Here is a 21,753-nt window from a genome sequence, read left to right on the forward strand (position 1 = left end):
ACAAAAATCCATGCGCCACCAGACTCATGACCTGCTGGCCCCGCTACCGGGGACTGCACGACAGATCCACAGTTTTCACTTCGGCCCACAACCCGCCAACGGCAAGATTTACATCCAGTCCTCCCTGCATGCCGATGAAATGCCCGGCATGCTGGTGACCTGGCACCTCAAGCAACGCCTGGCGGAGCTGGAAGCCGCTGGCCGCTTGCGCAGCGAAATCGTCCTGGTCCCGGTCGCCAACCCGATCGGCCTGGAACAAGTACTGATGGACGTGCCGCTGGGCCGCTTCGAGCTGGAAACCGGGCAGAACTTCAATCGCTGGTTCGTCGATCTGAGCGAAGAGGTCGGCAACGAGATCGAAGGCCAACTCGGCAACGACCCGCAGAACAATCTCGAGCTGATTCGTAACGGCCTGCGCAATGCGCTGGCCCGGCAAACCGCCAGCACCCAATTGCAATCCCAGCGGCTGACCCTGCAACGGCTGGCCTGCGATGCCGACATGGTGCTCGACCTGCATTGTGATTTCGAAGCGGTCGCACACCTGTACACCACGCCGGAGGCTTGGCCACAGGTCGAGCCACTGGCCCGCTACATCGGTGCCGAGGCCAGCCTGTTGGCGACCGATTCCGGTGGCCAGTCATTTGACGAATGCTTCACCCTGCTCTGGTGGCAGTTGAAGGAACGCTTCGGCGAACACTTCGACATTCCGCCAGGCAGTTTTTCGGTGACCGTCGAATTGCGTGGCCAGGGCGACGTCAATCACCCGCTGGCGAGCCTCGACTGTCAGGCGTTGATCGACTATCTGATCCATTTCGGCGCGATCACCGGCGAGCCCGCGCCCCTGCCCGACCTGCCCTATCCGGCGACACCGCTGGCCGGTGTAGAGCCGGTGACCACACCGGTGGGCGGGCTGCTGGTGTTCACCGCATTGCCGGGGGAATACCTTGAGGCCGGGCAACTGATCGCCGAGATCATTGATCCAGTCAACGATCTGGTCACTCCCGTTCATTGCGCCACAGCCGGGTTGATGTACGCACGCTCGCTGCGCCGCATGGCCACTGCCGGCATGGTGATTGCCCACGTCGCAGGCACCGAAGCCTATCGCAGCGGCTATCTACTTTCGCCTTGAGGATGCACGCCCCATGTACAAATTGACCATCGAAGGCCTGCATAAAAGCTATGGCGATCATGAAGTCCTCAAAGGTGTTTCACTCAAGGCCAAAACCGGCGACGTCATCAGCCTGATCGGCGCCAGCGGCTCGGGCAAAAGCACCTTTCTGCGTTGCATCAACTTCCTGGAACAACCCAACGACGGCGCCATGAGCCTCGACGGGCAGAACATCCGCATGATCAAGGACCGTCACGGCATGCACGTGGCCGACGCCGATGAACTGCAGCGCATTCGCACCCGCCTGGCCATGGTGTTCCAGCACTTCAACCTGTGGAGCCACATGACGGTGCTGGAAAACATCACCATGGCCCCGCGCCGGGTGCTGGGGTGTGACCGGAAAGAAGCCGAGGACCGCGCCCGGCGCTACCTCGACAAGGTGGGGCTGGCCTCCCGCGTGGCGGACCAATACCCGGCCTTCCTGTCTGGCGGTCAGCAACAACGGGTAGCGATTGCCCGCGCACTGGCCATGGAGCCGGAAGTCATGCTGTTCGACGAACCGACCTCGGCGCTGGACCCGGAACTGGTGGGTGAAGTGCTGAAGGTGATCCAGGGTCTGGCCGAGGAAGGCCGGACCATGATCATGGTGACTCACGAAATGAGCTTCGCCCGCAAAGTGTCGAGCCAGGTGCTGTTTCTGCACCAGGGCCTGGTTGAGGAAGAGGGCGCGCCGAACGACGTGCTGGGCAATCCGAAAAGCGAGCGGTTGAAGCAGTTCCTCAGCGGCAACCTTAAGTAACGACTACAGCAAAACCTGTGGGAGCGAGCTTGCTCGCGAATGCGGTATGACATTCAACATTTGTGTTGTCTGACACACCGCATTCGCGAGCAGGCTCGCTCCCACATTGTTTTGATCTTCAGTAACTGGTAATCAGGCCACAGGCGCAGGCGGCGGCTCATCCGGCAGGGTCGGCTCGCCTGGCTCGTTAGGCTGTTCGTTCGGGGTATCGGGATCAGGCTGGCCGGGGATACCCCCTGTCATGCTGACGGGCGGATGTGCCAACAAGGACCAGGCCAGAATGCCAACCTGATTGGGTTCAAGCCTTGCCAGTTCGGCACTGATTCGCGGATCGATCTTCATTCGGCACTCCTGAGCGATGACCCGACCCGCCTTGCGCGGATCGGAACAGTACACCCCATAGAGTGTACGCCCGCTCAGGAATTCCCGGCATTTGTCGGACGGTTGACTCAGGTGCGAGGCAGGGTCACGCCACGCTGCCCCTGGTACTTGCCGCCACGGTCCTTGTAGGACACTTCACACTCCTCGTCAGATTCGAGGAACAGCATCTGCGCCACGCCTTCGTTCGCGTAGATTTTCGCCGGCAGATTGGTGGTGTTGGAGAACTCCAGGGTCACGTGACCTTCCCACTCAGGCTCGAGCGGCGTGACATTGACGATGATGCCGCAGCGCGCGTAGGTGCTTTTACCCAGGCAAATGGTCAAGACATTACGCGGAATGCGGAAATATTCGACGGTGCTGGCCAGGGCGAAGGAATTAGGCGGAATGATGCACACGTCGCTGTGGATGTCGACGAAGCTGCCGGCATCGAAGTTCTTCGGATCGACGATGGCCGAATTGATGTTGGTGAACACCTTGAAATGATTAGTGCAACGCACATCGTAGCCATAACTCGACACGCCGTAGGAGATCACACGGCTATCGTCGCTGCCGCGCATCTGGCGCTCGACGAAAGGCTCGATCATGCCGTGTTCCTGCGCCATGCGGCGAATCCACTTGTCCGATTTGATGCTCATGGCGGGTGTCCTGAATAGCGAGGTCGAAAAATTCTGTCCGGCATCTTACCGGGCGCGCCGCCGGGTTCAAAGTCCGCGGTGCAATTCTCGCCGAACAGGCAGGAATTACCTGCGCTGGCGACGAACCGTCGCACCGCCGATCCTTAAATCAGAGAAACCTTCGCAAGAAGCATTGGCACGTTCAGGAAAAAGGGTTAAGGTGGCGTCACTGTGCTGCTTGTGTCACTGAGAATCTCTACACGATATGTTGAATTTCGATCCAACCATCTACAAGAATTTTTCCTGCTCTTTGCACTCAGTCTCGGCCAGGGTTCTTCCTGTGTCGCAGTTATCTTTGTTCAAGGAGTTACACCATGTCTAATCGCCAAACCGGTACCGTTAAGTGGTTCAACGATGAAAAAGGCTTCGGCTTCATCACTCCACAATCCGGTGACGACCTGTTCGTTCACTTCAAAGCTATCCAATCCGACGGCTTCAAAAGCCTGAAAGAAGGCCAACAGGTTTCTTTCATCGCTACCCGCGGTCAGAAAGGCATGCAAGCTGAAGAAGTTCAAGTTATCTAACTTGTACTTGCTTTAGTAAAAAAGCCCCGCCCTCAACAGCGGGGCTTTTTTGTGCCTGTGTGCTTTTCACAGGTAAAAAAGATCGCAGCCTGCGGCAGCTCCTTGGGTGAACATAACTCCCCTGCAGGAGCTGCCGCAGGCTGCGATCTTTTAGCGTCTTACCAGGTCACGCCAAATCCTGCGGTGTAGCGCGTCTTGTCCAGATCCGCATCGTCGGTGCCACTGATGATGTCCCGCTCCGCCTTCAGGTTCAGCGAAGCCCAGTCAGTCACCTTGTAGCGCAACCCCATCTCGGCATCGAGTGCGTAGTCGGCCACACCCGACAGCGGCTTGCCGACCTCACCACTGGTGAAGAACTCGACACGCTTGCCGATCAGGTAGCGGTTGTAATCCCACGTCATGGCCAGGGCGTAGAAATTGTCCTTGCTGCCATCGGAAAATTCATAGTCCGTGCGGTTGACCAGCGAGCCCAGGGAGAACGCCCCGAGCTCGTTATCCCAGAACTGATAGCCGGGACCGGTACCGACGGTGCGCTGACGGGAAAGGTCTTCGACCTTGTCGCGCTTGTACTCCAGACGCCCCTGCCAGAACCATTGCTCGGTCAGGAATCGGTCGATGGAGTACTCGGCCCGCCAGTTATCCGTGGTCACCACGTCGTCCTGGAACTCGCGGTTGTATTCACCCTCGGCGGTATGCCGCCAACGACCGTGGCGCGCACTGGTCTTGAAATCGATGTCGTAGTCATCGGTGTCGTTTTCCGCCCGCTGATAATCCAGCGCGATATCGACGTTGCCTTTCCACACCAGATCCTCAACCACCGGTTTTGGCTTGAGAATCTGCTGAATGCTCGCCAGCTCGACCGTCCTCGGTGCTTCGCCGTTGGCCAGCGTGACCTTGCCGGCGTCCGCCGCTTTCAGCGACTTGGCTTTCTCGCCACTGTAGGCATCCTGCTTGACCAGCAACTCCTGATCGCTGTCCAGTGTCTTGACCTGCTTCCAGTCGATTGCCACCGCACCGGCGTACTCGGTCTGGATCAGCAGCTTGCCGCCATCGAACAGCGTGATCTTGCCGCTCAGCTTGTCACCGTTCTTCAACCACACGGTATCGGCTAACAAGGGAGTAGAAGCACTGAGGACAGCGAGACACAGCAGGGGTCTGGACAACATAAGCAAAATACAGGCTCGGGCTTGCGAGAAAGGTCGGCATTATCCGTAGGAATAATGTCCTGACAAGGACTGACCCGACTATTTCTGTTGAGTTCATTTCTCAACCGCCCGTACAGGATTTACTCTACAGATGGTAAAGCAGACTTCTTCAGGAATGACGGACGTGACCGATCCAACCGATGAACCCGAGAGTGTGGCGCAAATCCGACGCACGGCGCTGTATCTGACACTGGCGCAAGTTCCCGAGGGCAAAGTCGTCAGCTACGGTCAATTGGCCGAGCTTGCAGGACTGGGTCGCGCCGCCCGCTGGGTCGGCCGCACCCTCAGCCAATTGCCGAGCGACAGCAAATTACCCTGGCACCGCGTTCTGGGTGCAAACGGGCGTATCAGCCTGCCGGTCGGCAGCCCTTCGGGCGATGAGCAGCGCGCACGATTACGCATGGAGGGCATCAGTGTCCTGAATAATCGTGTTGATATTCAGCGCCATGGCTGGCGCCCGGTAGAGCACAGCGGTTAGAGTGCGCGCTTTGTTTCCGTATTTGTTGAGGCAGACTCCAGCCCATGCCCCGTAAAACCTGGCGCGCCGCGCTCGCCGCTTATGCCAGCCCTTCGACACTCGTGCTGTTGCTGCTTGGTTTCGCCGCCGGCCTGCCCTACATGCTGGTATTTTCGACGCTTTCAGTCTGGCTGCGTGAGGCTGGCGTAGCGCGTGAAACCATTGGCTATGCAAGCCTGATTGGCCTGGCGTATGCCTTCAAATGGGTCTGGTCGCCGTTGCTTGACCAGTGGCGACTGCCATTGCTTGGCAAACTCGGTCGACGACGATCCTGGCTCGTGCTGTCCCAGACACTGGTCATCCTTGGCCTGCTCGGGATGGGTTTCTGCGATCCGCAAAAGCATTTGTCCTGGCTGATCGCCATTGCCGTGGTCGTCGCCTTCGCATCAGCGACACAGGATATTGCGGTAGACGCCTATCGCCTGGAAATCGCCGAAGACAATCGTCAGGCTGCCCTGGCCGCCAGCTACATGTCCGGCTACCGGGTCGCTGCACTGCTGGCGACTGCAGGCGCGCTGTACTTCGCCGAAGGCTTTGGCTCCACCGGCTTCAACTACAAGCACTCGGCCTGGGCCGGCACTTACATTCTGTTCGGGGTGCTGATGGTCCCGGCACTGCTGACTTCCATATTCATGCGCGAACCTCCCGTGCCGTTACGCACGCAACTGCAGGCCGGGCGCTACAGCTTCGCGCATCAACTGGCCTCGGTGTTCGTGCTGATCATATTGCTGGTGTCCGTGCCGGCCATGTTCACCCAGCTCTACTACACCGACTTCGCCAGCGTACTGTTCGAAGGCGTGAGCGTGCTCGACCTGCTGCTCGAAGACCGTGCGTTCCTGCGGGCCATCCTCTATATCACGCTCACTGCCCTGTGCCTCTCGGCCATGGGCCGTCGCGGCCTGGCACCCGTGCTCACGCCGGTCAACGACTTCATCCTGCGATACCGCTGGCAAGCGCTGCTGCTACTCGGTTTGATCGCCACCTATCGGATGTCCGATACGGTCATGGGCGTGATGGCCAACGTGTTCTACATCGACCAGGGCTTCACCAAGGACCAGATCGCCAGCGTCAGCAAAATCTTCGGTCTGATCATGACCCTGGTAGGGGCCGGCATGGGCGGCTTGCTGATCGTGCGTTTCGGCATCCTGCCGATCCTGTTCATCGGCGGCGTCGCATCCGCGGCGACCAACATCCTGTTCCTGATGCTCGCCGACATGGGCCCCAACCTGAACATGCTGGTGCTGACCATCTCCCTGGACAACTTCAGTTCAGGCCTGGCGACTTCGGCGTTCGTCGCCTACCTGTCGAGCCTGACCAACCTCAAGTTCTCCGCCACCCAATATGCCCTGCTCAGCTCGATCATGCTGTTGCTGCCGCGTCTGATCGGAGGCTATTCCGGGGTCATGGTGGAAAAATTCGGTTACCACAACTTCTTCCTGATCACCGCCTTGCTGGGCGTCCCGACCCTGGTGTTGATCGCCTTGCACTGGTTCCAGGAGAACCGCCGCGCAGGTCCGACACCGACACCGGAACCGGTGCAGACCCCGGTCGCCGAAGAATCGTAGGATCTTTACGCAGGAACAATCGCGGAGGGCCGAGTGAATTGTGCCCTCCTGCCACACCACTGACCGTACGCCTGTACGCCAGCGGATCTCGCCCGTACAATGTTCCGTCATTTCTCGTCATCAGCAATCGATAACGGCCAACCATGCGCACCAGTCAATTTTTGCTCGCCACACAAAAAGAAACGCCTTCCGACGCGGTCGTGATCAGCCACCAGCTGATGCTGCGCGCCGGCATGATCCGCAAACTCGCCTCGGGCCTGTACACCTGGCTGCCGATGGGCTTGCGGGTAATGCGCAAGGTCGAAGCCGTCGTTCGCGAAGAAATGAACGCCGCCGGCTCTCTCGAAGTGTTGATGCCGAGCACGCAACCGGCTGAGCTGTGGCAGGAATCCGGGCGCTGGGAAGAGTACGGCCCTGAATTGCTGCGCTTCAAGGATCGCCACGGTCGCGACTTCTGCGCAGGCCCGACCCACGAAGAAGTCATCACCGATCTGATGCGTAACGAGTTGAGCAGCTACAAGCAGCTGCCAATCAACCTGTACCAGATCCAGACCAAATTCCGTGACGAAATCCGCCCACGCTTCGGCTTGATGCGCGGCCGCGAATTCATCATGAAGGACGCCTACTCGTTCCACGCCGACCAGCCTTCGCTGCAGGTCACCTACGACCGCATGCACCAGGCCTACTGCAACGTGTTCACCCGTCTGGGCCTGAGGTTCCGCCCTGTTGAAGCCGACAACGGCTCCATCGGCGGCGCCGGTTCCCACGAGTTCCACGTTCTGGCCGAATCGGGCGAAGACGACATCGTTTTCAGTAATGGTTCGGACTACGCGGCGAACATCGAGAAAGCCGAGGCTGTGCCACGGGAAACCTCGCGCGCCGCTCCGAGCGAAGAACTGCGCCTGGTCGACACGCCGAATGCCAAGACCATTGCGCAACTGGTCGAAGGCTTCAACCTGCCAATCGAAAAAACCATCAAGACCCTCGTGGTGCACGCTGAAGAGAAAGGCAAGCTGATTGCCCTGATCATCCGTGGCGACCATGAGCTGAACGAAATCAAGGCGGCCAACCAGCCAGGCGTTGCCAGCCCGCTGGTCATGGCCTCGGAAAGCGAACTGCGCGACGCCATTGGCGCCGGTGCCGGTTCCCTGGGTCCATTGAACCTGCCGCTGCCGATCATCATCGACCGTTCGGTCGAACTGATGAGCGACTTCGGCATCGGCGCCAACATCGACGACAAACACTACTTCGGCGTGAACTGGGAGCGCGACTTGCCTGTTCCGACCGTTGCCGACCTGCGCAACGTTGTGGCCGGCGACCCTAGCCCGGACGGCAAGGGCACCCTGGAAATCAAGCGCGGCATCGAAGTCGGGCACATCTTCCAGCTGGGCAACAAGTACAGCAAGGCGATGAAGTGCGAAGTGCTGGGTGAAAACGGCAAGCCGGTCACCCTGGAAATGGGCTGCTACGGCATCGGCGTGTCCCGCGTGGTCGCGGCTGCCATCGAGCAGAACAACGACGAAAACGGGATCATCTGGAGCGACACCCTCGCGCCTTTCCAGATCGCCCTGGTGCCGCTGCGCTACGAAACCGAACAGGTTCGTGAAGCCACCGACAAGCTGTACGCGCAACTCACCGCTGCCGGCTTCGAAGTGCTGCTCGACGACCGCGACAAGAAAACCAGCCCGGGCATCAAGTTCGCGGACATGGAACTGATCGGCATTCCACACCGGATCGTGGTCAGCGACCGCGGCCTGGCCGAAGGCAACCTGGAATACAAGAGCCGCACCGAGGCCGACGCGCAAGCGCTGCCGGTCGACGACGTACTGTCGTTCCTTCAGGCCCGCATCCGCCGCTGATACCAGACATAGAGGCGTCATGTTCAAGCGAAACACCTTAGGCCTCGGTGGTGCCGCCTTGTGCGGCACCCTGCTGGTCAGCGGCTGTGCCAACCACATGTCACAACGCAGCGAGCAAGAGGAACGTGTCGAGCGCAAACTGCTCGATCACAGCCTGCAGATCGATGTCGGTGAGCCCAAGGTGCTTGAGCTGCCGCAACGGCGGGTGAAAATTCACGAGCAGAAGACTTTCGAAGTCACCGAGTACGAAGTCACGCGTCACTACGACCGCTATACGCCGTACCAACCCTGGCGGGAGATTTACGAAATCCCGCTGGGCGCGGTGGCCGTGGTGGCGGGTGTCGGTGCCAATGTGGTCAATGTGTTCGCCCTCGGCAATCTGCCGGACAGCGTGACCAAGGATTGGCTGAGCTACGGTTTCGCCGGGCTCAACCCGTTCATGAACGTGCAGTCCCACGGTCGCGCGCAGCAGAACCTGGCCGGCATTGATGAAGTCCAGCGCGACAAGCGTACGGAATATTCAAGCCTGCCCTGGAGCGAGCGCCCGGTCGAGGTCAAGGCCGGCAAGGAAACCTTCGAGCTGACCACCGACAAAAACGGCGTGTTACGCCTGAATCTGTTGGACAACCCGTTCGCCGAACATGACATCAATCATCTGAGCCGCTTGCTGATTCGTGTTGAGGATGCACAGGGCAACGTGCACAACGATTCCACCCTGGTCATCAGCAGCAACTTGCGCAGCAAGCTCTATGAGGCCCACGGGTTGATTTATGACGACCTCGAAGGTGACGAAGTCAGCCAATGGGTCCACCGGGTCAAACGCCTGTCGGAGCTGGGTCTTGAAGAGGAAGCCAGTGAGCTGGAACAGAGCCTGATCGAACTGACGCGCAATGATCCTGAATTGCAGACCGAATTCCTCAAGTCACTGGCCCGCAACGGGGAGAGACTGGTGGCGAATCCGGGGCTGAACTAAAAAGCCAGAAGCATTCGCGAGCCGGCTCGCCCCCACATAGGATTTCAGGTGTTCACAAATCCAATGTGGGAGCGAGCCGGCTCCGGGCGGCGATCCGACGAAGGCGGCCTGACATTCACCACCAAACCTCCATCTTCCGCTATCGCTCAAACAACTCCATCTGCTCGAACCCGCCCCGCAAGTCCTCCAGCCGCACGCCGACGCCCAACAACCGCACGGGTTTACCGCCGCGATTGAAGGCTTGGGTCAACATCAACTGATAACTGCCCAGATCCCGCCCTGCCCCGGCCTGCTCCAATGTCGTCTGGGTGAAGTCGTGGAACTTCACTTTGACGAATGGCTTGCCCGGACGATAGCTGCTGTCAATTCGCGCCATGCGGCCAGCCAGGGCCTCCAACAGCTCGGGCAACTTGTCCAGGCAACTCTTCAGGTCCGGCAGATCAACGTCGTAGGTATTTTCAACACTGATCGACTGACGACGACTGTCGTTATGCACCACGCGGTCATCAATCCCACGGGCCAGGCTCCAGAGTCGCTCGCCAAAGCTGCCGAATTCACGCACCAGCGCCAACTTGTCCCATTCGCGCAATTGCAGGCAATCGGTGATCCCCAGCTTGCCGAGCTTGTCAGCGGTGACTTTGCCGACCCCGTGCAGCTTGCTCACCGGCAAGCCACTGACAAAATCCTCGACCTGGTCCGGCGTGATGACGAACAGGCCGTTGGGCTTTTTCCAGTCACTGGCGATCTTGGCCAGAAACTTGTTCGGCGCCACACCCGCCGACACGGTGATATGCAACTGATTGGAGACCCGGCGCCGGATGTCCTGGGCGATGCGCGTTGCGCTACCACCGAAATGCGCACTGTCCGACACATCGAGGTACGCCTCATCGAGCGAGAGCGGCTCGATGATCTCGGTGTAATCGCGAAAGATCGTGTGGATTTCCCTGGATGCTTCTCTATAGGCGTCCATGCGTGGCTTGACGATGGTCAGGTCCGGGCACAGCTTCAGGGCATGCCCGGAAGACATCGCCGAACGCACCCCGTACGCTCGCGCCTCATAATTGCAGGTGGCGATCACCCCGCGCCGGTCCGCCGCCCCACCTACCGCCAGTGGTTTACCGGCCAGGCGTGGGTCGTCACGCATCTCAATGGCGGCGTAGAAACAGTCACAATCGACGTGGATGATCTTTCGCTGAGTCATGGCAAAGCAGTGTTCATGGCAAGGAAAAGGCGTCTTGGTATGACGGATATGCAGTATCTCACCGACACCTGTATATAGCACCAGTAGTCTGAATGTTCTTTTCCAATCGTAGGAAGAGTCGATTGTGAATTTATTTTTTCAATCGAAAAATTACTTTCAATAGACGCGCAGGCCTTGTCCTGCCTGCCTCACAGACCGGCCGACCTCCCCTTTTGAACGCTAACCGATTGAACAGGAAGAGGTTTTATCGGAATTTGAGGTTGACACCCGAGCGCATCTCTATAGAATGAGCCACACAGACGCGGGATGGAGCAGTCTGGTAGCTCGTCGGGCTCATAACCCGAAGGTCGTCGGTTCAAATCCGGCTCCCGCAACCAAATATCAAAAAAGGCTACTCGAAAGAGTGGCCTTTTTTGTGTGCGCTTGTTTTGTAGCGCCGAGCACCAAAACCAGCTATCCCAACTGGATCAAGCAGAAACCGGAAATCTTTCTGATTCCGAAACTTAGGCCATCGCCGCGACCGTTTGCCGCGATTCAACGTTTATTTGACCTGATTCAGGATTAACGGTTGACACCCCGGCATTACTCTATAGAATGCCGCCACACAGACGCGGGATGGAGCAGTCTGGTAGCTCGTCGGGCTCATAACCCGAAGGTCGTCGGTTCAAATCCGGCTCCCGCAACCAAACATCAAAAAAGGCTACTCGAAAGAGTGGCCTTTTTTGTATCTGTTGAAAAAGTCCTTTCGCAACAATGACCTGTCACTGTGAAGCAAGCCGTTTGGGGGGCACCCATACGCCGGGTTCAGACTATGCTCTATCGCAGGCTGAAGCCTTCACGACTGATGACGCGCCGTCCCCGCTGCCCGGTGATAGGCGTTAATATTTGTGATTATTTTTTTCTGCAGGGATTGGTAACTTGGCTGGATACCCCCATCCTGTCGCGCACAATCCAAGAGGTGATTGATGCGCGCCAACTCGTCTGATTCACAAGACACTGTCACAGCGACACAACCGATCAAGGCTGAACGTCTGCGCCTGCTCGATCGTTTGAGCAAATACCGTCAACCCATTGGCCTGGCGGTCACCCTGCTGTTGTTCGCGATCGCGCTGATTGCCTGTCGCCACCTGTTGAGCGAACTCGATCTTTACGCGCTGCACGATTCGATCCTCGAAGTCCCCAAACCTGCCTTGATGGGCGCACTGGGCGCAACCGTGGTGGGCTTCATCATTCTGCTCGGCTACGAATGGTCGGCCAGCCGCTATGCCGGAGTGAGCCTGGCACCGCGCGAGTTGGCGCTGGGGGGGTTCACGGCCTTCGCCATTGGTAACGCCATCGGTCTTTCAATGTTGTCGGGCGGTTCGGTTCGCTATCGCCTCTATGCCCGTCATGGCCTGGGAGCGGCTGAAGTCGCCCGCATGACATTGTTCGCCAGCCTCTCGCTGGGTTGCGCCCTGCCGCCGCTGGCCGCCCTGGCGACGCTCAGTGACCTGCCGGCGGCGTCCACCGCCCTGGGTCTCTCCGAGACATTGCTGGGCGTAGTGGCGAGCGCCGTGCTCGTACTGTTTTCAGTGCTGGCCATTGGTATCTACCGTCGACGGCTGCCGGAACAGCCTTACCCGGACAACCTGCTGGTCAAGGTCGGCCGCCGCACCTTGCGCCTGCCTGGGCGCCGCCTGACGTTCCTGCAATTGATCATCACAGCCCTCGACGTAGCAGCCGCTGCGACCGTGCTCTATCTGCTGCTGCCGGAAACACCGCCCTTCGGTGCGTTCCTGCTGGTTTACCTGCTGGCGCTGGCCGCCGGCGTGCTCAGCCATGTGCCGGGTGGTGTCGGGGTGTTCGAGGCGATTTTGCTGGCGGCGTTTTCCGACACCCTCGGTGCTGCGCCACTGGCGGCCGCCCTGCTGCTCTATCGCTTGATCTACGTGGTCCTGCCCTTGCTGGTGGCCTGCCTGCTGTTGCTGATCAACGAAGGTCAGCGCCTGTTCCAGACACGCCAGACGTTGCGCGCGGCCTCAGGCCTGGCGGCTCCGATACTGGCGGTGCTGGTATTCCTGTCCGGTGTAGTCCTGTTGTTCTCCGGCGCCACCCCGGAAATCGACACCCGCCTGGAACACATCGGTTTTCTGATCCCCCATCGACTGGTCGATGCTTCGCACTTTGGTGCCAGCCTGGTCGGCGTTCTTTGCCTGTTGCTGGCCCAGGGGCTGCGTCGCCGGCTGTCGGCTGCGTGGATGCTGACCACCATTCTGTTGCTGGTCGGCGCCCTGCTCTCGCTGCTCAAAGGCTTCGACTGGGAGGAAGCCAGCCTGTTGGTGCTGACGGCGAGCCTGCTCGGGGTGTTCCGCCGCTCGTTCTATCGCCCCAGCCGCCTGACCGAAGTACCGTTCTCGCCGTTGTACCTGGTGGCCAGCCTGTGCGTGCTCGGTGCGTCGATCTGGTTGCTGTTGTTCGCCTATCAGGACGTTCCGTACAGCCACCAGCTCTGGTGGCAGTTCACTCTGGACGCCGACGCCCCTCGCGGCCTGCGTTCGCTGCTCGGGGCTGCCGTGCTGTTGGTGGTGGTGTCGCTGACCTGGCTGCTGCGTACCGCGCGTCCGGTGATCCACCTGCCGACGCCCGACGAACTGGAGCGCGCCAGCAAAGTCCTCATGGCTTCGGCCCAACCGGATGGCGGCCTGGCCCTGACCGGTGACAAGGCGCTGCTGTTTCACCCCAACGACGAAGCCTTCCTGATGTACGCCCGCCGTGGCCGCAGCCTGGTGGCGTTGTATGACCCGATCGGCCCCGGCCAGCAACGGGCGGAAATGATCTGGCAGTTCCGCGACCTGTGCGACATCCACCACGCCCGTCCCGTGTTCTATCAAGTGCGCGCAGAGAACCTGCCGTACTACATGGACATCGGCCTGACCGCGATCAAGCTCGGCGAAGAAGCCCGGGTCGACCTCAAGCGTTTTGATCTCGAAGCCAAGGGCAAAGAGATGAAGGACCTGCGCTACACCTGGAACCGAGGCACCCGCGATGGTCTGTCGCTGGAAATCTTCGAGCCAGGCCAGGCGCCGATGGATGAGCTCAAGGTGATTTCCGATGCCTGGCTGACCGGCAAGAACGTGCGCGAGAAAGGCTTCTCTCTCGGCCGCTTCAGCAATGACTACCTCAAGCATTTCCGCATCGCAGTGATTCGTTTCGAAGGACGCCCGGTAGCGTTCGCCAACCTGCTCGAGACCTACGGCCATGACCTGGCCAGCCTCGACCTGATGCGCGCGCACCCGGATGCCCCCAAGCTGACCATGGAATTCATGATGGTCGGCCTGATTCAACATTATAAAAACCATGGGTACGCGCGTTTCAGCCTGGGCATGGTGCCGTTGTCGGGGTTGCAACCCCGTCGCGGCGCGCCATTGACCCAGCGTCTGGGCTCGATGGTATTCCGCCGTGGTGAGCAGCTGTACAACTTCCAAGGCTTGCGCCGCTTCAAAGACAAGTTCCAGCCTGATTGGGAACCCCGTTATATGGCCGTGCCCGCCGGACTCGATCCGCTGGTTGCGCTGGCCGACACTGCCGCCCTGATCGCGGGCGGCTTGACCGGATTGGTGAAACGCTGATGATTCAACGCTCCTTGCGGTATGTATTGGGCACACTGGTGATAGTGGCTCTGGTTCTCGGTGGCGGTTACTGGTACCTGAAACGCCCGGCACCGGAACCGACCCTCCAATTGCTGACCCCGGCCGATGGTGCGGCGATGACCCGCGTCATCCCCGGCACCACGCCGCGCGCCCAGGTGCTGGTAGCGGTCAACGAAGACCAGAAACTCAGCGACAAGCAATTGATGACCCTGAGCCGCAGCGGCTCGGCGCAGATTGTCCAGGTGATCCTGCCCAAGGACTGCCTGCTGCAAAGCCGTGCCCTGCAATCGGGCCTGAGAGAGCTGAAAGGCCCGGCGACCCTGGTCAGCGGTATCGGCCCGGGTGCCGTGCTGGCCTGGCGCTGGTTGTCCGAGCAGAAGAACGACAAGGCTCAGGCCGTTTCGGTCGACCTGGCCCTGGAAAAGCCTGGCTGCACGCACCTGCTGCCGAAAAGCGCGGCCCACGGCCACTGGCTGGTGGCCTGGAACGACAACCCGGACGACACCAGCGCCGGCTTCGTGCGCGATCAACCGAACGCCGAAACCAGCATCAGCGACTACGACATCAACCTGCCACAAGTGCTGAACAACGAGCTGCGCAAGATCCTCGTCGGTGGTGACAAGGCCGCTGGTGGCCTGCAAATCCCGGTGGTCGAAGTGCCGGCAGGCCAGGCCAGGGACACCGTCACCCTGTTCCTGTCGGGTGATGGCGGCTGGCGCGACCTCGACCGCGACGTCGCGGGCGAGATGGCCAAGATCGGCTACCCGGTGGTCGGCATCGACACCCTGCGCTACTACTGGCAGCACAAGAGCCCGGAGCAAAGCGCACTGGACCTGGCGGAACTGATGCAACACTACCGACAGAAATGGGGCACCAAGCGCTTCATCCTGACCGGTTACTCGTTCGGCGCAGATGTTCTGCCAGCGATCTACAACCGTCTGGCCGAATCGGAGCAGCAACGCGTCGACGCGATCATCCTGCTGGCATTCGCCCGTACCGGCAGCTTCGAGATCGAAGTCGAAGGCTGGCTCGGCAACGCCGGCAAAGAAGCCGCCACCGGCCCGGAAATGGCCAAGCTGCCAGCCGCCAAAGTGGTGTGCATCTACGGTGAAGAAGAAACCGACGAAAGCGGCTGCACCGACAAGACAGCGGTGGGCGAAGCCATCAAGCTGCCTGGCGGCCACCACTTCGACGAGAACTACCCGGCGCTGGCACAGCGACTGGTGGATGTGATCGAGAAACGTCAGGCGAAGGAAGCAGCTGTTCAGGAATGATCCGGCCCCGCTGAACAAGAGCCCTCGCTACTTCACGGTAGCGGGGGCTTTTTACATTCGGCAAATCAACACAGCCCCCCCTGTGGGAGCGAGCTTGCTCGCGATGGCGGCGTCACATTCAACAGTGATGTTGCCTGATAGACCGCTATCGCGAGCAAGCTCGCTCCCACAAGGGCCATCACACCGTTAAGACTTTGCACTCTCCCATCAAAAAGCCCCCGCTGCCTTGCGGCAACGGGGGCTTTTTATGGGTCGCTTACATCTCCACCTGCGTCCCCAGCTCAATCACCCGGTTCAGCGGCAGATTGAAGAAACGCAAGTTGCCGTTGGCGTTCTGCAACATGAAGGCAAACAGCGCCTCACGCCAGCGCGACATGCCTTCGAGCTTGGAGGCAATGACCGTTTCGCGGCTCAGGAAGTAGGTGGTGCGCATCGGGCTGAAATCCAGTTCTTCGAGATGACACAGTTTCAACGCCTTCGGTACGTCCGGCTCGTCGGTAAAGCCGAAGTGCAGAATCACCCGGTAGAAACCTTCGCCGTAGGCATCGACCTCGAACCGTCGTGTTGACGGCACCCGCGGGATGTCTTCGTACACCACCGTCAGCAGCACCACTCGCTCGTGCAGCACCTGGTTGTGCAGCAGGTTGTGCAATAGCGCGTGGGGCACGGCATCCGGTCGTGCCGTCAGGAACACAGCAGTGCCCTGAACACGATGGGGTGGTTGTACGGCAATGCTGCTGATGAAGATCGGCAGTGGCAATCCACCTTCATCGATACGCTCGACCAGCAACTGCTTGCCGCGCTTCCAGGTGGTCATCAGCACAAACAGCGCGAAGCCGGCGATGACCGGGAATGCACCACCTTGAACGATTTTCGGCACGTTGGCGGCGAAGTACACACCGTCTACCAACAGGAAACCCAACAGGATCGGCACCACAAGGACCGGTGGCCACTTCCACAGCAACAGGATCACCGCGGACACCAGAATGCTGGTCATCAGCATGGTCCCGGTCACCGCCACACCGTAGGCCGAGGCCAGGGCACCGGAGGATTCGAAACCCAGCACCAACAGCACCACGCCGACCATCAGCGCCCAGTTCACCGCGCCGATGTAGATCTGGCCCTGTTCGGCACTGGAGGTGTGCTGGATGTGCATGCGCGGAATGTAACCGAGCTGGATCGCCTGACGAGTCAGGGAGAACGCACCGGAAATTACCGCTTGCGAGGCAATCACCGTGGCCAGTGTCGACAGCCCGACCAGCGGGAGCAATGCCCAACTCGGTGCCAGCAGGTAGAACGGGTTGCGGGCCGCCTCCGGGTCGCCTAGCAGCAAGGCACCCTGACCAAAATAGTTCAGCACCAACGCTGGCAGCACGAGGATGAACCAGGCACGAGCGATCGGCTTGCGGCCGAAGTGGCCCATGTCCGCGTACAGTGCTTCGGCACCGGTCAGTGCGAGCACCACAGCACCGAGAATCGACAGGCCCATGCCCGGATGGACCACGAAGAAACGTACGCCCCATACAGGGTTCATCGCATGCAGAACTTCCGGATGCTGGCTGATGCCATAGACGCCCAGTGCCCCCAGCACGAGGAACCAGGTGACCATGATCGGCCCGAACAGAATGCCGATGCGCGCCGTACCGTGACGCTGGATCAAAAACAGCGCGACCAGCACTACCAGCGACAGCGGCACCACCCAATGGTCGATGCCTTCGAAGGCCAGCCCCAGGCCTTCAATCGCCGACAGCACGGAGATCGCCGGGGTAATCATGCTGTCGCCATAAAACAACGCCGCGCCGATCAGCCCGCAAACCACCAGCAACATGCGCAATTTCGCGTGCCCCGCCGCCGCCCGCCGGGCCAGTGCGGTCAAGGCCATGATCCCGCCTTCGCCCTGGTTGTCGGCGCGCAGCACGAACATCATGTACTTGATCGACACGACCCAGATCAGCGACCAGAAAATGAGTGCCAGAATCCCCAGCACCCCGTCATGGTTGACCGGCACGCCATAGCCTCCGGAAAACACTTCCTTGAGGGTGTACAACGGACTGGTGCCGATATCGCCATAAACCACCCCGACTGCCGCGACCAGCATGCCGATCGGCTTCACCGCCGAATGTTCGGCACCTGCAGCCTGACTACTTGCCTGACCCATCCACCACTCCTACTTCTCAGACCCGGGCTTCTTTGAAAGAAGCACTATGCTTTGTCGTGCAGCATGCGCTGTTTTACTTCACGTTACAGACGTTTTGTTGACTATAAAAAATCAGTAAAGCGTAACGGCGCGAAGCATAGCGCAGCACTCGTCGTATTTCCCTGCATAAAGCTGGTCAAGTGAACGACTCATCGCTAGAATTGCGCACTTTTTGATCAGAGGCGCCGTTCAAGCGCCCGTCCGTCGGTTTTGCCCTGCCCGGCAAGCGGCGTCACAAAATACCGAGGTTAGACATGTCCACCACTCCTGCGCCGGCCAATCCAAAGGTTGGCTTCGTATCCCTGGGTTGCCCCAAAGCACTGGTCGACTCCGAGCGCATCCTTACCCAGCTGCGCATGGAAGGCTATGACGTCGTGTCCACCTATCAGGACGCCGATGTCGTGGTGGTCAATACCTGCGGCTTCATCGATTCGGCCAAGGCCGAGTCCCTGGAAGTGATCGGCGAAGCCATCAAGGAAAACGGCAAGGTCATCGTGACCGGCTGCATGGGCGTCGAAGAAGGCAACATCCGCAACGTACATCCGAGCGTGCTGGCCGTGACCGGTCCGCAGCAGTACGAGCAAGTGGTCAACGCCGTGCACGAAGTCGTGCCGCCGCGCCAGGACCACAACCCGCTGATCGACCTGGTGCCGCCGCAAGGCATCAAGCTGACCCCGCGCCACTACGCCTACCTGAAGATCTCCGAAGGCTGCAACCACAGCTGCAGCTTCTGCATCATCCCGTCCATGCGTGGCAAGCTAGTCAGCCGTCCCGTCGGTGACGTGCTCGACGAGGCCCAGCGCCTGGTCAAGTCCGGCGTCAAGGAACTGCTGGTGATCTCCCAGGACACCAGCGCCTATGGCGTCGACGTGAAATACCGCACCGGTTTCTGGAACGGCGCGCCGGTGAAAACCCGCATGACCGAACTCTGCGAAGCCCTCGGCACCCTCGGCGTCTGGGTGCGCCTGCACTACGTTTACCCGTACCCGCACGTTGACGAGCTGATCCCGCTGATGGCCGCCGGCAAGATCCTGCCGTACCTGGACATCCCGTTCCAGCACGCCAGCCCGAAAGTGCTCAAGTCGATGAAACGCCCGGCCTTCGAAGACAAGACCCTGGCACGGATCAAGAACTGGCGCGAAATCTGTCCGGACCTGATCATTCGTTCGACCTTCATCGTCGGCTTCCCGGGCGAAACCGAAGAAGACTTCCAGTACCTGCTGAACTGGCTGACCGAAGCCCAGCTCGACCGTGTCGGCTGCTTCCAGTACTCGCCGGTAGAAGGCGCACCGGCCAATGACCTGGACCTGGAAGTCGTCCCGGACGACGTCAAGCAGGACCGTTGGGAGCGCTTCATGGCGCACCAGCAGGCCATCAGCTCGGCACGCCTGCAAATGCGCATCGGCCGCGAGATCGAAGTGCTGGTCGATGAAGTCGACGAGCAAGGCGCGGTGGGCCGCTGCTTCTTCGACGCCCCGGAAATCGACGGCAACGTATTCATCGACAACGGCAGCAACCTCAAGCCGGGCGACAAGGTCTGGTGCAAAGTGACCGACGCCGATGAATACGATCTGTGGGCGGAACAGATCTAAACGCATAAAATACGCAGAGCCCCGCTCTCTTGACGAGATGCGGGGCTTTTTTACGGCTATCGTTTGAGATTGAACGGACTCACATCACTCACGCATAAGGGGCAGACGGGCATGCGTCAGCATTCGGTCATCCACACGCCGAAACTCGGCGACTACGAAGAACTGACCCGGGTCTGGGAGGCCTCGGTACGCGCTACCCACGACTTTCTGCCGGACAGCTACATCAAACTGCTGAAAAACCTGGTGCTGACCCGCTACCTCGACTCGGTGATGCTGATCTGCACCAAAGATTCGAACCAACGCATCACCGGGTTCGCCGGCGTCGCGGCCGGCAAGATCGAAATGCTCTTCATCGACCCCGACCATCGCGGCCAGGGCCTGGGCAAGAAATTGCTGCGCTATGCCCTGGAACACCTGAACGCCTACGAACTGGACGTCAACGAACAGAACCCTCAGGCACTGGGGTTTTACTTCAAGCAGGGCTTCGAAGTGATCGGTCGCTCGGAAGTCGATGGCATGGGCCAGCCGTATCCGTTGCTGCACATGCGTTTGCGTCAGCCGCAACAATTGACGCGCAATGGCTGACACCATACGAAACCAATGTAGGAGTGAGCCTGCTCGCGATAGCGGTAGAGAAGCTTAAAAATTCATTGCCTGACACTCCGCCATCGCGAGCAGGCTCACTCCTACAAAAAAAGCATTACCAAAATGGAACCGGGATTAACCGGCGCCAGGCAGGTACAATGCCCACCCCCTTTTTGTTACGGCCCTGACATGACTGACCCGATTCGTCTCTCCAAACGCCTCATCGAACTCGTCGGCTGTTCCCGTCGGGAGGCTGAGCTGTTCATCGAGGGCGGCTGGGTCACCGTCGACGGTGTGGTCATCGACGAGCCGCAATTCAAGGTCGACACCCAGAAAGTCGAGCTTGATCCAGAGGCCAAGGCCACCGCTCCGGAACCGGTGACCCTGCTGCTCAATGTGCCCGCCGGCATGGATGCAGACACCGCCATGGCCACCCTCGGCGCCGAGACCCTGAGCGAAGAACACCGCTACGGCAAGCGCCCGTTGCGCGGGCACTTCCTGCGCCTGACCGCCAGCACCGACCTGCAGGCCAACGCCAGCGGTCTGCTGGTGTTCACCCAGGACTGGAAAATCCTGCGCAAACTCACCGCCGACGCCAGCAAGATCGAGCAGGAGTATGTGGTCGAGGTTGAAGGCGAGATGGTGGCTCACGGCCTCAACCGTCTGAACCACGGCCTGACCTACAAGGGCAAGGAGCTGCCGGCGGTCAAGGCCAGCTGGCAGAACGAAAACCGCCTGCGCTTTGCCATGAAGAACCCGCAACCGGGCATCATCGCCCAGCTGTGCCAAGCCGTCGGCCTGAAGGTCATCGCCATCCGCCGCATCCGCATCGGTGGCGTGTCCATCGGCAAAGTGCCCGTGGGGCAATGGCGCTACCTGTCCGGCAAAGAGAAGTTCTAAGGCGCCCCGCGCCACCATACCTTTCGGCGCTGCTGTTTTCGGCGGCGCCCATAGCCGAATTATCAGGACTGCACACATGATTCATAACGACGTACTGCGCAGCGTGCGCTACATGCTCGACATCAGCGACAAGAAAGTCATCGAGATTATCAAGCTCGGCGGCCTGAACGTGCCCCTGGCAGACCTGGTGACGTATCTCGACAAGAAAGAGGAAGACGAGGAAGGTTTCGTACGCTGCCCGGACGAAGTCATGGCGCACTTCCTCGACGGTCTGGTGATCTTCAAGCGTGGCAAGGACGAAAGCCGTCCACCACAGCCGATCGAAGTGCCGGTGACCAACAACATCATCCTGAAAAAGCTGCGGGTGGCGTTCGAGCTGAAAGAAGACGACATGCACGCGATCCTCAAGGCCGCCGAGTTCCCGGTGTCCAAGCCCGAGCTGAGCGCACTGTTTCGCAAGTTCGGCCACACCAACTATCGCCCGTGCGGCGACCAGCTGCTGCGAAACTTCCTCAAGGGCCTGACCCTGCGCGTTCGCCCGCAATAAACCTCCAGACTGATTGCTACTGAACTGGCCTAATAATTCCGGACACCTCTTAAGGGCGATATGATTTCGCCAACTTGGAGGTTCCATGAACGAAAGACAGGTCTATACCCGCGAGTACCGCAGGGGGTCTACATGACAGGGAATATCATTCCCCTGGATGGCGGGTTCAGTCTTTAAAAGATCGCAGCCTGCGGCAGCTCCTACGCCGAACGAATTCCTCTGC

18 protein-coding genes and 2 tRNA genes are annotated in these 21,753 nt (G+C 59.8%); 15 read left to right on the forward strand and 5 right to left on the reverse strand.

Features of this window, described 5'->3' with window-relative positions:
* The first annotated feature begins 10 nt into the window (after nt 1–10).
* Complete coding sequence (locus ACM6IK_RS08340) at nt 11–1,129, forward strand: succinylglutamate desuccinylase/aspartoacylase family protein (protein ID WP_414873928.1); 1,119 nt, start codon at nt 11–13, stop codon at nt 1,127–1,129.
* A gap of 13 nt (nt 1,130–1,142) precedes the next feature.
* Nucleotides 1,143–1,907 (forward strand): ABC transporter ATP-binding protein, encoded by a 765-nt coding sequence (locus tag ACM6IK_RS08345; RefSeq protein ID WP_414873929.1) that lies wholly within the window; start codon nt 1,143–1,145, stop codon nt 1,905–1,907.
* Nucleotides 1,908–2,039: 132 nt separating this feature from the next.
* On the opposite strand, the gene ACM6IK_RS08350 is transcribed toward ACM6IK_RS08345, so the two are convergent.
* Together ACM6IK_RS08350 and dcd are read right to left on the reverse strand one after the other, a co-directional pair.
* On the reverse strand, nt 2,040–2,249 hold the full coding sequence (locus ACM6IK_RS08350) for a hypothetical protein (protein WP_414873930.1): 210 nt from the start codon (nt 2,247–2,249) through the stop codon (nt 2,040–2,042).
* 107 nt (nt 2,250–2,356) lie between these two features.
* Entirely contained in the window at nt 2,357–2,923 is a 567-nt protein-coding gene (gene dcd / locus ACM6IK_RS08355) for a dCTP deaminase (protein ID WP_007940589.1), read from the reverse strand.
* Between the two features lie 353 nt (nt 2,924–3,276).
* On the opposite strand from dcd, the gene ACM6IK_RS08360 reads away from it, so the two are divergent.
* Nucleotides 3,277–3,486: a cold-shock protein gene (locus ACM6IK_RS08360; RefSeq protein WP_002554837.1), complete on the forward strand. Its 210-nt coding sequence runs from the start codon at nt 3,277–3,279 to the stop codon at nt 3,484–3,486.
* Nucleotides 3,487–3,644: 158 nt separating this feature from the next.
* Here ACM6IK_RS08360 and ACM6IK_RS08365 read toward each other — a convergent pair whose 3' ends face one another.
* Nucleotides 3,645–4,652: a DUF481 domain-containing protein gene (locus ACM6IK_RS08365; RefSeq protein ID WP_414873931.1), complete on the reverse strand. Its 1,008-nt coding sequence runs from the start codon at nt 4,650–4,652 to the stop codon at nt 3,645–3,647.
* Nucleotides 4,653–4,806: 154 nt separating this feature from the next.
* On the opposite strand from ACM6IK_RS08365, the gene ACM6IK_RS08370 reads away from it, so the two are divergent.
* The 4 genes from ACM6IK_RS08370 to ACM6IK_RS08385 all read left to right on the forward strand — a co-directional run bounded on the left by ACM6IK_RS08370 (nt 4,807) and on the right by ACM6IK_RS08385 (nt 9,605).
* Nucleotides 4,807–5,169, forward strand: a complete 363-nt coding sequence (locus tag ACM6IK_RS08370) for an MGMT family protein (RefSeq protein WP_414874307.1) — start codon at nt 4,807–4,809, stop codon at nt 5,167–5,169.
* A 44-nt stretch (nt 5,170–5,213) separates the two neighbouring features.
* The gene (locus ACM6IK_RS08375; RefSeq protein WP_414873932.1) at nt 5,214–6,773 is read left to right on the forward strand and encodes an AmpG family muropeptide MFS transporter; all 1,560 of its coding nucleotides are present in this window, start codon (nt 5,214–5,216) and stop codon (nt 6,771–6,773) included.
* Nucleotides 6,774–6,916: 143 nt separating this feature from the next.
* Nucleotides 6,917–8,632, forward strand: a complete 1,716-nt coding sequence (locus tag ACM6IK_RS08380) for a proline--tRNA ligase (protein ID WP_414873933.1) — start codon at nt 6,917–6,919, stop codon at nt 8,630–8,632.
* Nucleotides 8,633–8,651: 19 nt separating this feature from the next.
* Complete coding sequence (locus ACM6IK_RS08385; protein ID WP_218430260.1) at nt 8,652–9,605, forward strand: hypothetical protein; 954 nt, start codon at nt 8,652–8,654, stop codon at nt 9,603–9,605.
* 139 nt (nt 9,606–9,744) lie between these two features.
* On the opposite strand, the gene dinB is transcribed toward ACM6IK_RS08385, so the two are convergent.
* A complete protein-coding gene (dinB, locus tag ACM6IK_RS08390) occupies nt 9,745–10,806 on the reverse strand; it encodes a DNA polymerase IV (RefSeq protein ID WP_414873934.1) in 1,062 nt (353 codons plus the stop codon).
* 300 nt (nt 10,807–11,106) lie between these two features.
* Between dinB and ACM6IK_RS08395 the strand changes: the two genes are divergently transcribed.
* The 4 genes from ACM6IK_RS08395 to ACM6IK_RS08410 all read left to right on the forward strand — a co-directional run bounded on the left by ACM6IK_RS08395 (nt 11,107) and on the right by ACM6IK_RS08410 (nt 15,709).
* Nucleotides 11,107–11,183, forward strand: a tRNA-Met gene (locus ACM6IK_RS08395).
* A gap of 232 nt (nt 11,184–11,415) precedes the next feature.
* Nucleotides 11,416–11,492: transfer RNA gene (locus ACM6IK_RS08400), tRNA-Met, on the forward strand.
* 279 nt (nt 11,493–11,771) lie between these two features.
* The gene (mprF, locus tag ACM6IK_RS08405) at nt 11,772–14,414 is read left to right on the forward strand and encodes a bifunctional lysylphosphatidylglycerol flippase/synthetase MprF (RefSeq protein ID WP_414873935.1); all 2,643 of its coding nucleotides are present in this window, start codon (nt 11,772–11,774) and stop codon (nt 14,412–14,414) included.
* Nucleotides 14,414–15,709: an AcvB/VirJ family lysyl-phosphatidylglycerol hydrolase gene (locus tag ACM6IK_RS08410; protein WP_414873936.1), complete on the forward strand. Its 1,296-nt coding sequence runs from the start codon at nt 14,414–14,416 to the stop codon at nt 15,707–15,709. Before mprF ends, ACM6IK_RS08410 begins: the two co-directional genes overlap by 1 nt.
* A gap of 256 nt (nt 15,710–15,965) precedes the next feature.
* Here the strand turns inward: ACM6IK_RS08410 and ACM6IK_RS08415 are convergent, their stop codons facing one another.
* A complete protein-coding gene (locus ACM6IK_RS08415; RefSeq protein WP_414873937.1) occupies nt 15,966–17,867 on the reverse strand; it encodes a potassium transporter Kup in 1,902 nt (633 codons plus the stop codon).
* A 293-nt stretch (nt 17,868–18,160) separates the two neighbouring features.
* Between ACM6IK_RS08415 and rimO the strand changes: the two genes are divergently transcribed.
* From rimO to ACM6IK_RS08435, 4 genes are all read left to right on the forward strand, one after another.
* Nucleotides 18,161–19,498, forward strand: a complete 1,338-nt coding sequence (gene rimO, locus ACM6IK_RS08420; protein ID WP_414873938.1) for a 30S ribosomal protein S12 methylthiotransferase RimO — start codon at nt 18,161–18,163, stop codon at nt 19,496–19,498.
* Between the two features lie 111 nt (nt 19,499–19,609).
* Nucleotides 19,610–20,083, forward strand: coding sequence for an acetyltransferase (locus tag ACM6IK_RS08425; RefSeq protein WP_414873939.1), 474 nt, complete (start codon nt 19,610–19,612; stop codon nt 20,081–20,083).
* A 189-nt stretch (nt 20,084–20,272) separates the two neighbouring features.
* Nucleotides 20,273–20,983: an rRNA pseudouridine synthase gene (locus ACM6IK_RS08430; protein WP_414873940.1), complete on the forward strand. Its 711-nt coding sequence runs from the start codon at nt 20,273–20,275 to the stop codon at nt 20,981–20,983.
* A 76-nt stretch (nt 20,984–21,059) separates the two neighbouring features.
* Nucleotides 21,060–21,530, forward strand: coding sequence for a DUF1456 family protein (locus ACM6IK_RS08435; protein WP_414873941.1), 471 nt, complete (start codon nt 21,060–21,062; stop codon nt 21,528–21,530).
* The last annotated feature ends 223 nt before the right edge of the window (nt 21,531–21,753 follow it).

The organism is Pseudomonas sp. IT-196MI5 (assembly GCF_949767415.1).
GTDB lineage: Bacteria > Pseudomonadota > Gammaproteobacteria > Pseudomonadales > Pseudomonadaceae > Aquipseudomonas.

Excerpts from the sequence above, each read along its gene's own strand:
- ACM6IK_RS08380 (WP_414873933.1), top strand. The coding sequence starts at position 6,917 with ATGCGCACCAGTCAATTTTTGCTCGCCACACAAAAAGAAACGCCTTCC.
- dcd (WP_007940589.1), bottom strand. The coding sequence starts at position 2,923 with ATGAGCATCAAATCGGACAAGTGGATTCGCCGCATGGCGCAGGAACAC.
- ACM6IK_RS08375 (WP_414873932.1), top strand. The coding sequence starts at position 5,214 with ATGCCCCGTAAAACCTGGCGCGCCGCGCTCGCCGCTTATGCCAGCCCT.
- ACM6IK_RS08340 (WP_414873928.1), top strand. The coding sequence starts at position 11 with ATGCGCCACCAGACTCATGACCTGCTGGCCCCGCTACCGGGGACTGCA.
- ACM6IK_RS08415 (WP_414873937.1), bottom strand. The coding sequence starts at position 17,867 with ATGGGTCAGGCAAGTAGTCAGGCTGCAGGTGCCGAACATTCGGCGGTG.
- ACM6IK_RS08430 (WP_414873940.1), top strand. The coding sequence starts at position 20,273 with ATGACTGACCCGATTCGTCTCTCCAAACGCCTCATCGAACTCGTCGGC.
- ACM6IK_RS08360 (WP_002554837.1), top strand. The coding sequence starts at position 3,277 with ATGTCTAATCGCCAAACCGGTACCGTTAAGTGGTTCAACGATGAAAAA.
- ACM6IK_RS08425 (WP_414873939.1), top strand. The coding sequence starts at position 19,610 with ATGCGTCAGCATTCGGTCATCCACACGCCGAAACTCGGCGACTACGAA.
- rimO (WP_414873938.1), top strand. The coding sequence starts at position 18,161 with ATGTCCACCACTCCTGCGCCGGCCAATCCAAAGGTTGGCTTCGTATCC.
- ACM6IK_RS08410 (WP_414873936.1), top strand. The coding sequence starts at position 14,414 with ATGATTCAACGCTCCTTGCGGTATGTATTGGGCACACTGGTGATAGTG.
- mprF (WP_414873935.1), top strand. The coding sequence starts at position 11,772 with ATGCGCGCCAACTCGTCTGATTCACAAGACACTGTCACAGCGACACAA.
- dinB (WP_414873934.1), bottom strand. The coding sequence starts at position 10,806 with ATGACTCAGCGAAAGATCATCCACGTCGATTGTGACTGTTTCTACGCC.
- ACM6IK_RS08365 (WP_414873931.1), bottom strand. The coding sequence starts at position 4,652 with ATGTTGTCCAGACCCCTGCTGTGTCTCGCTGTCCTCAGTGCTTCTACT.
- ACM6IK_RS08370 (WP_414874307.1), top strand. The coding sequence starts at position 4,807 with ATGACGGACGTGACCGATCCAACCGATGAACCCGAGAGTGTGGCGCAA.
- ACM6IK_RS08435 (WP_414873941.1), top strand. The coding sequence starts at position 21,060 with ATGATTCATAACGACGTACTGCGCAGCGTGCGCTACATGCTCGACATC.
- ACM6IK_RS08385 (WP_218430260.1), top strand. The coding sequence starts at position 8,652 with ATGTTCAAGCGAAACACCTTAGGCCTCGGTGGTGCCGCCTTGTGCGGC.
- ACM6IK_RS08350 (WP_414873930.1), bottom strand. The coding sequence starts at position 2,249 with ATGAAGATCGATCCGCGAATCAGTGCCGAACTGGCAAGGCTTGAACCC.
- ACM6IK_RS08345 (WP_414873929.1), top strand. The coding sequence starts at position 1,143 with ATGTACAAATTGACCATCGAAGGCCTGCATAAAAGCTATGGCGATCAT.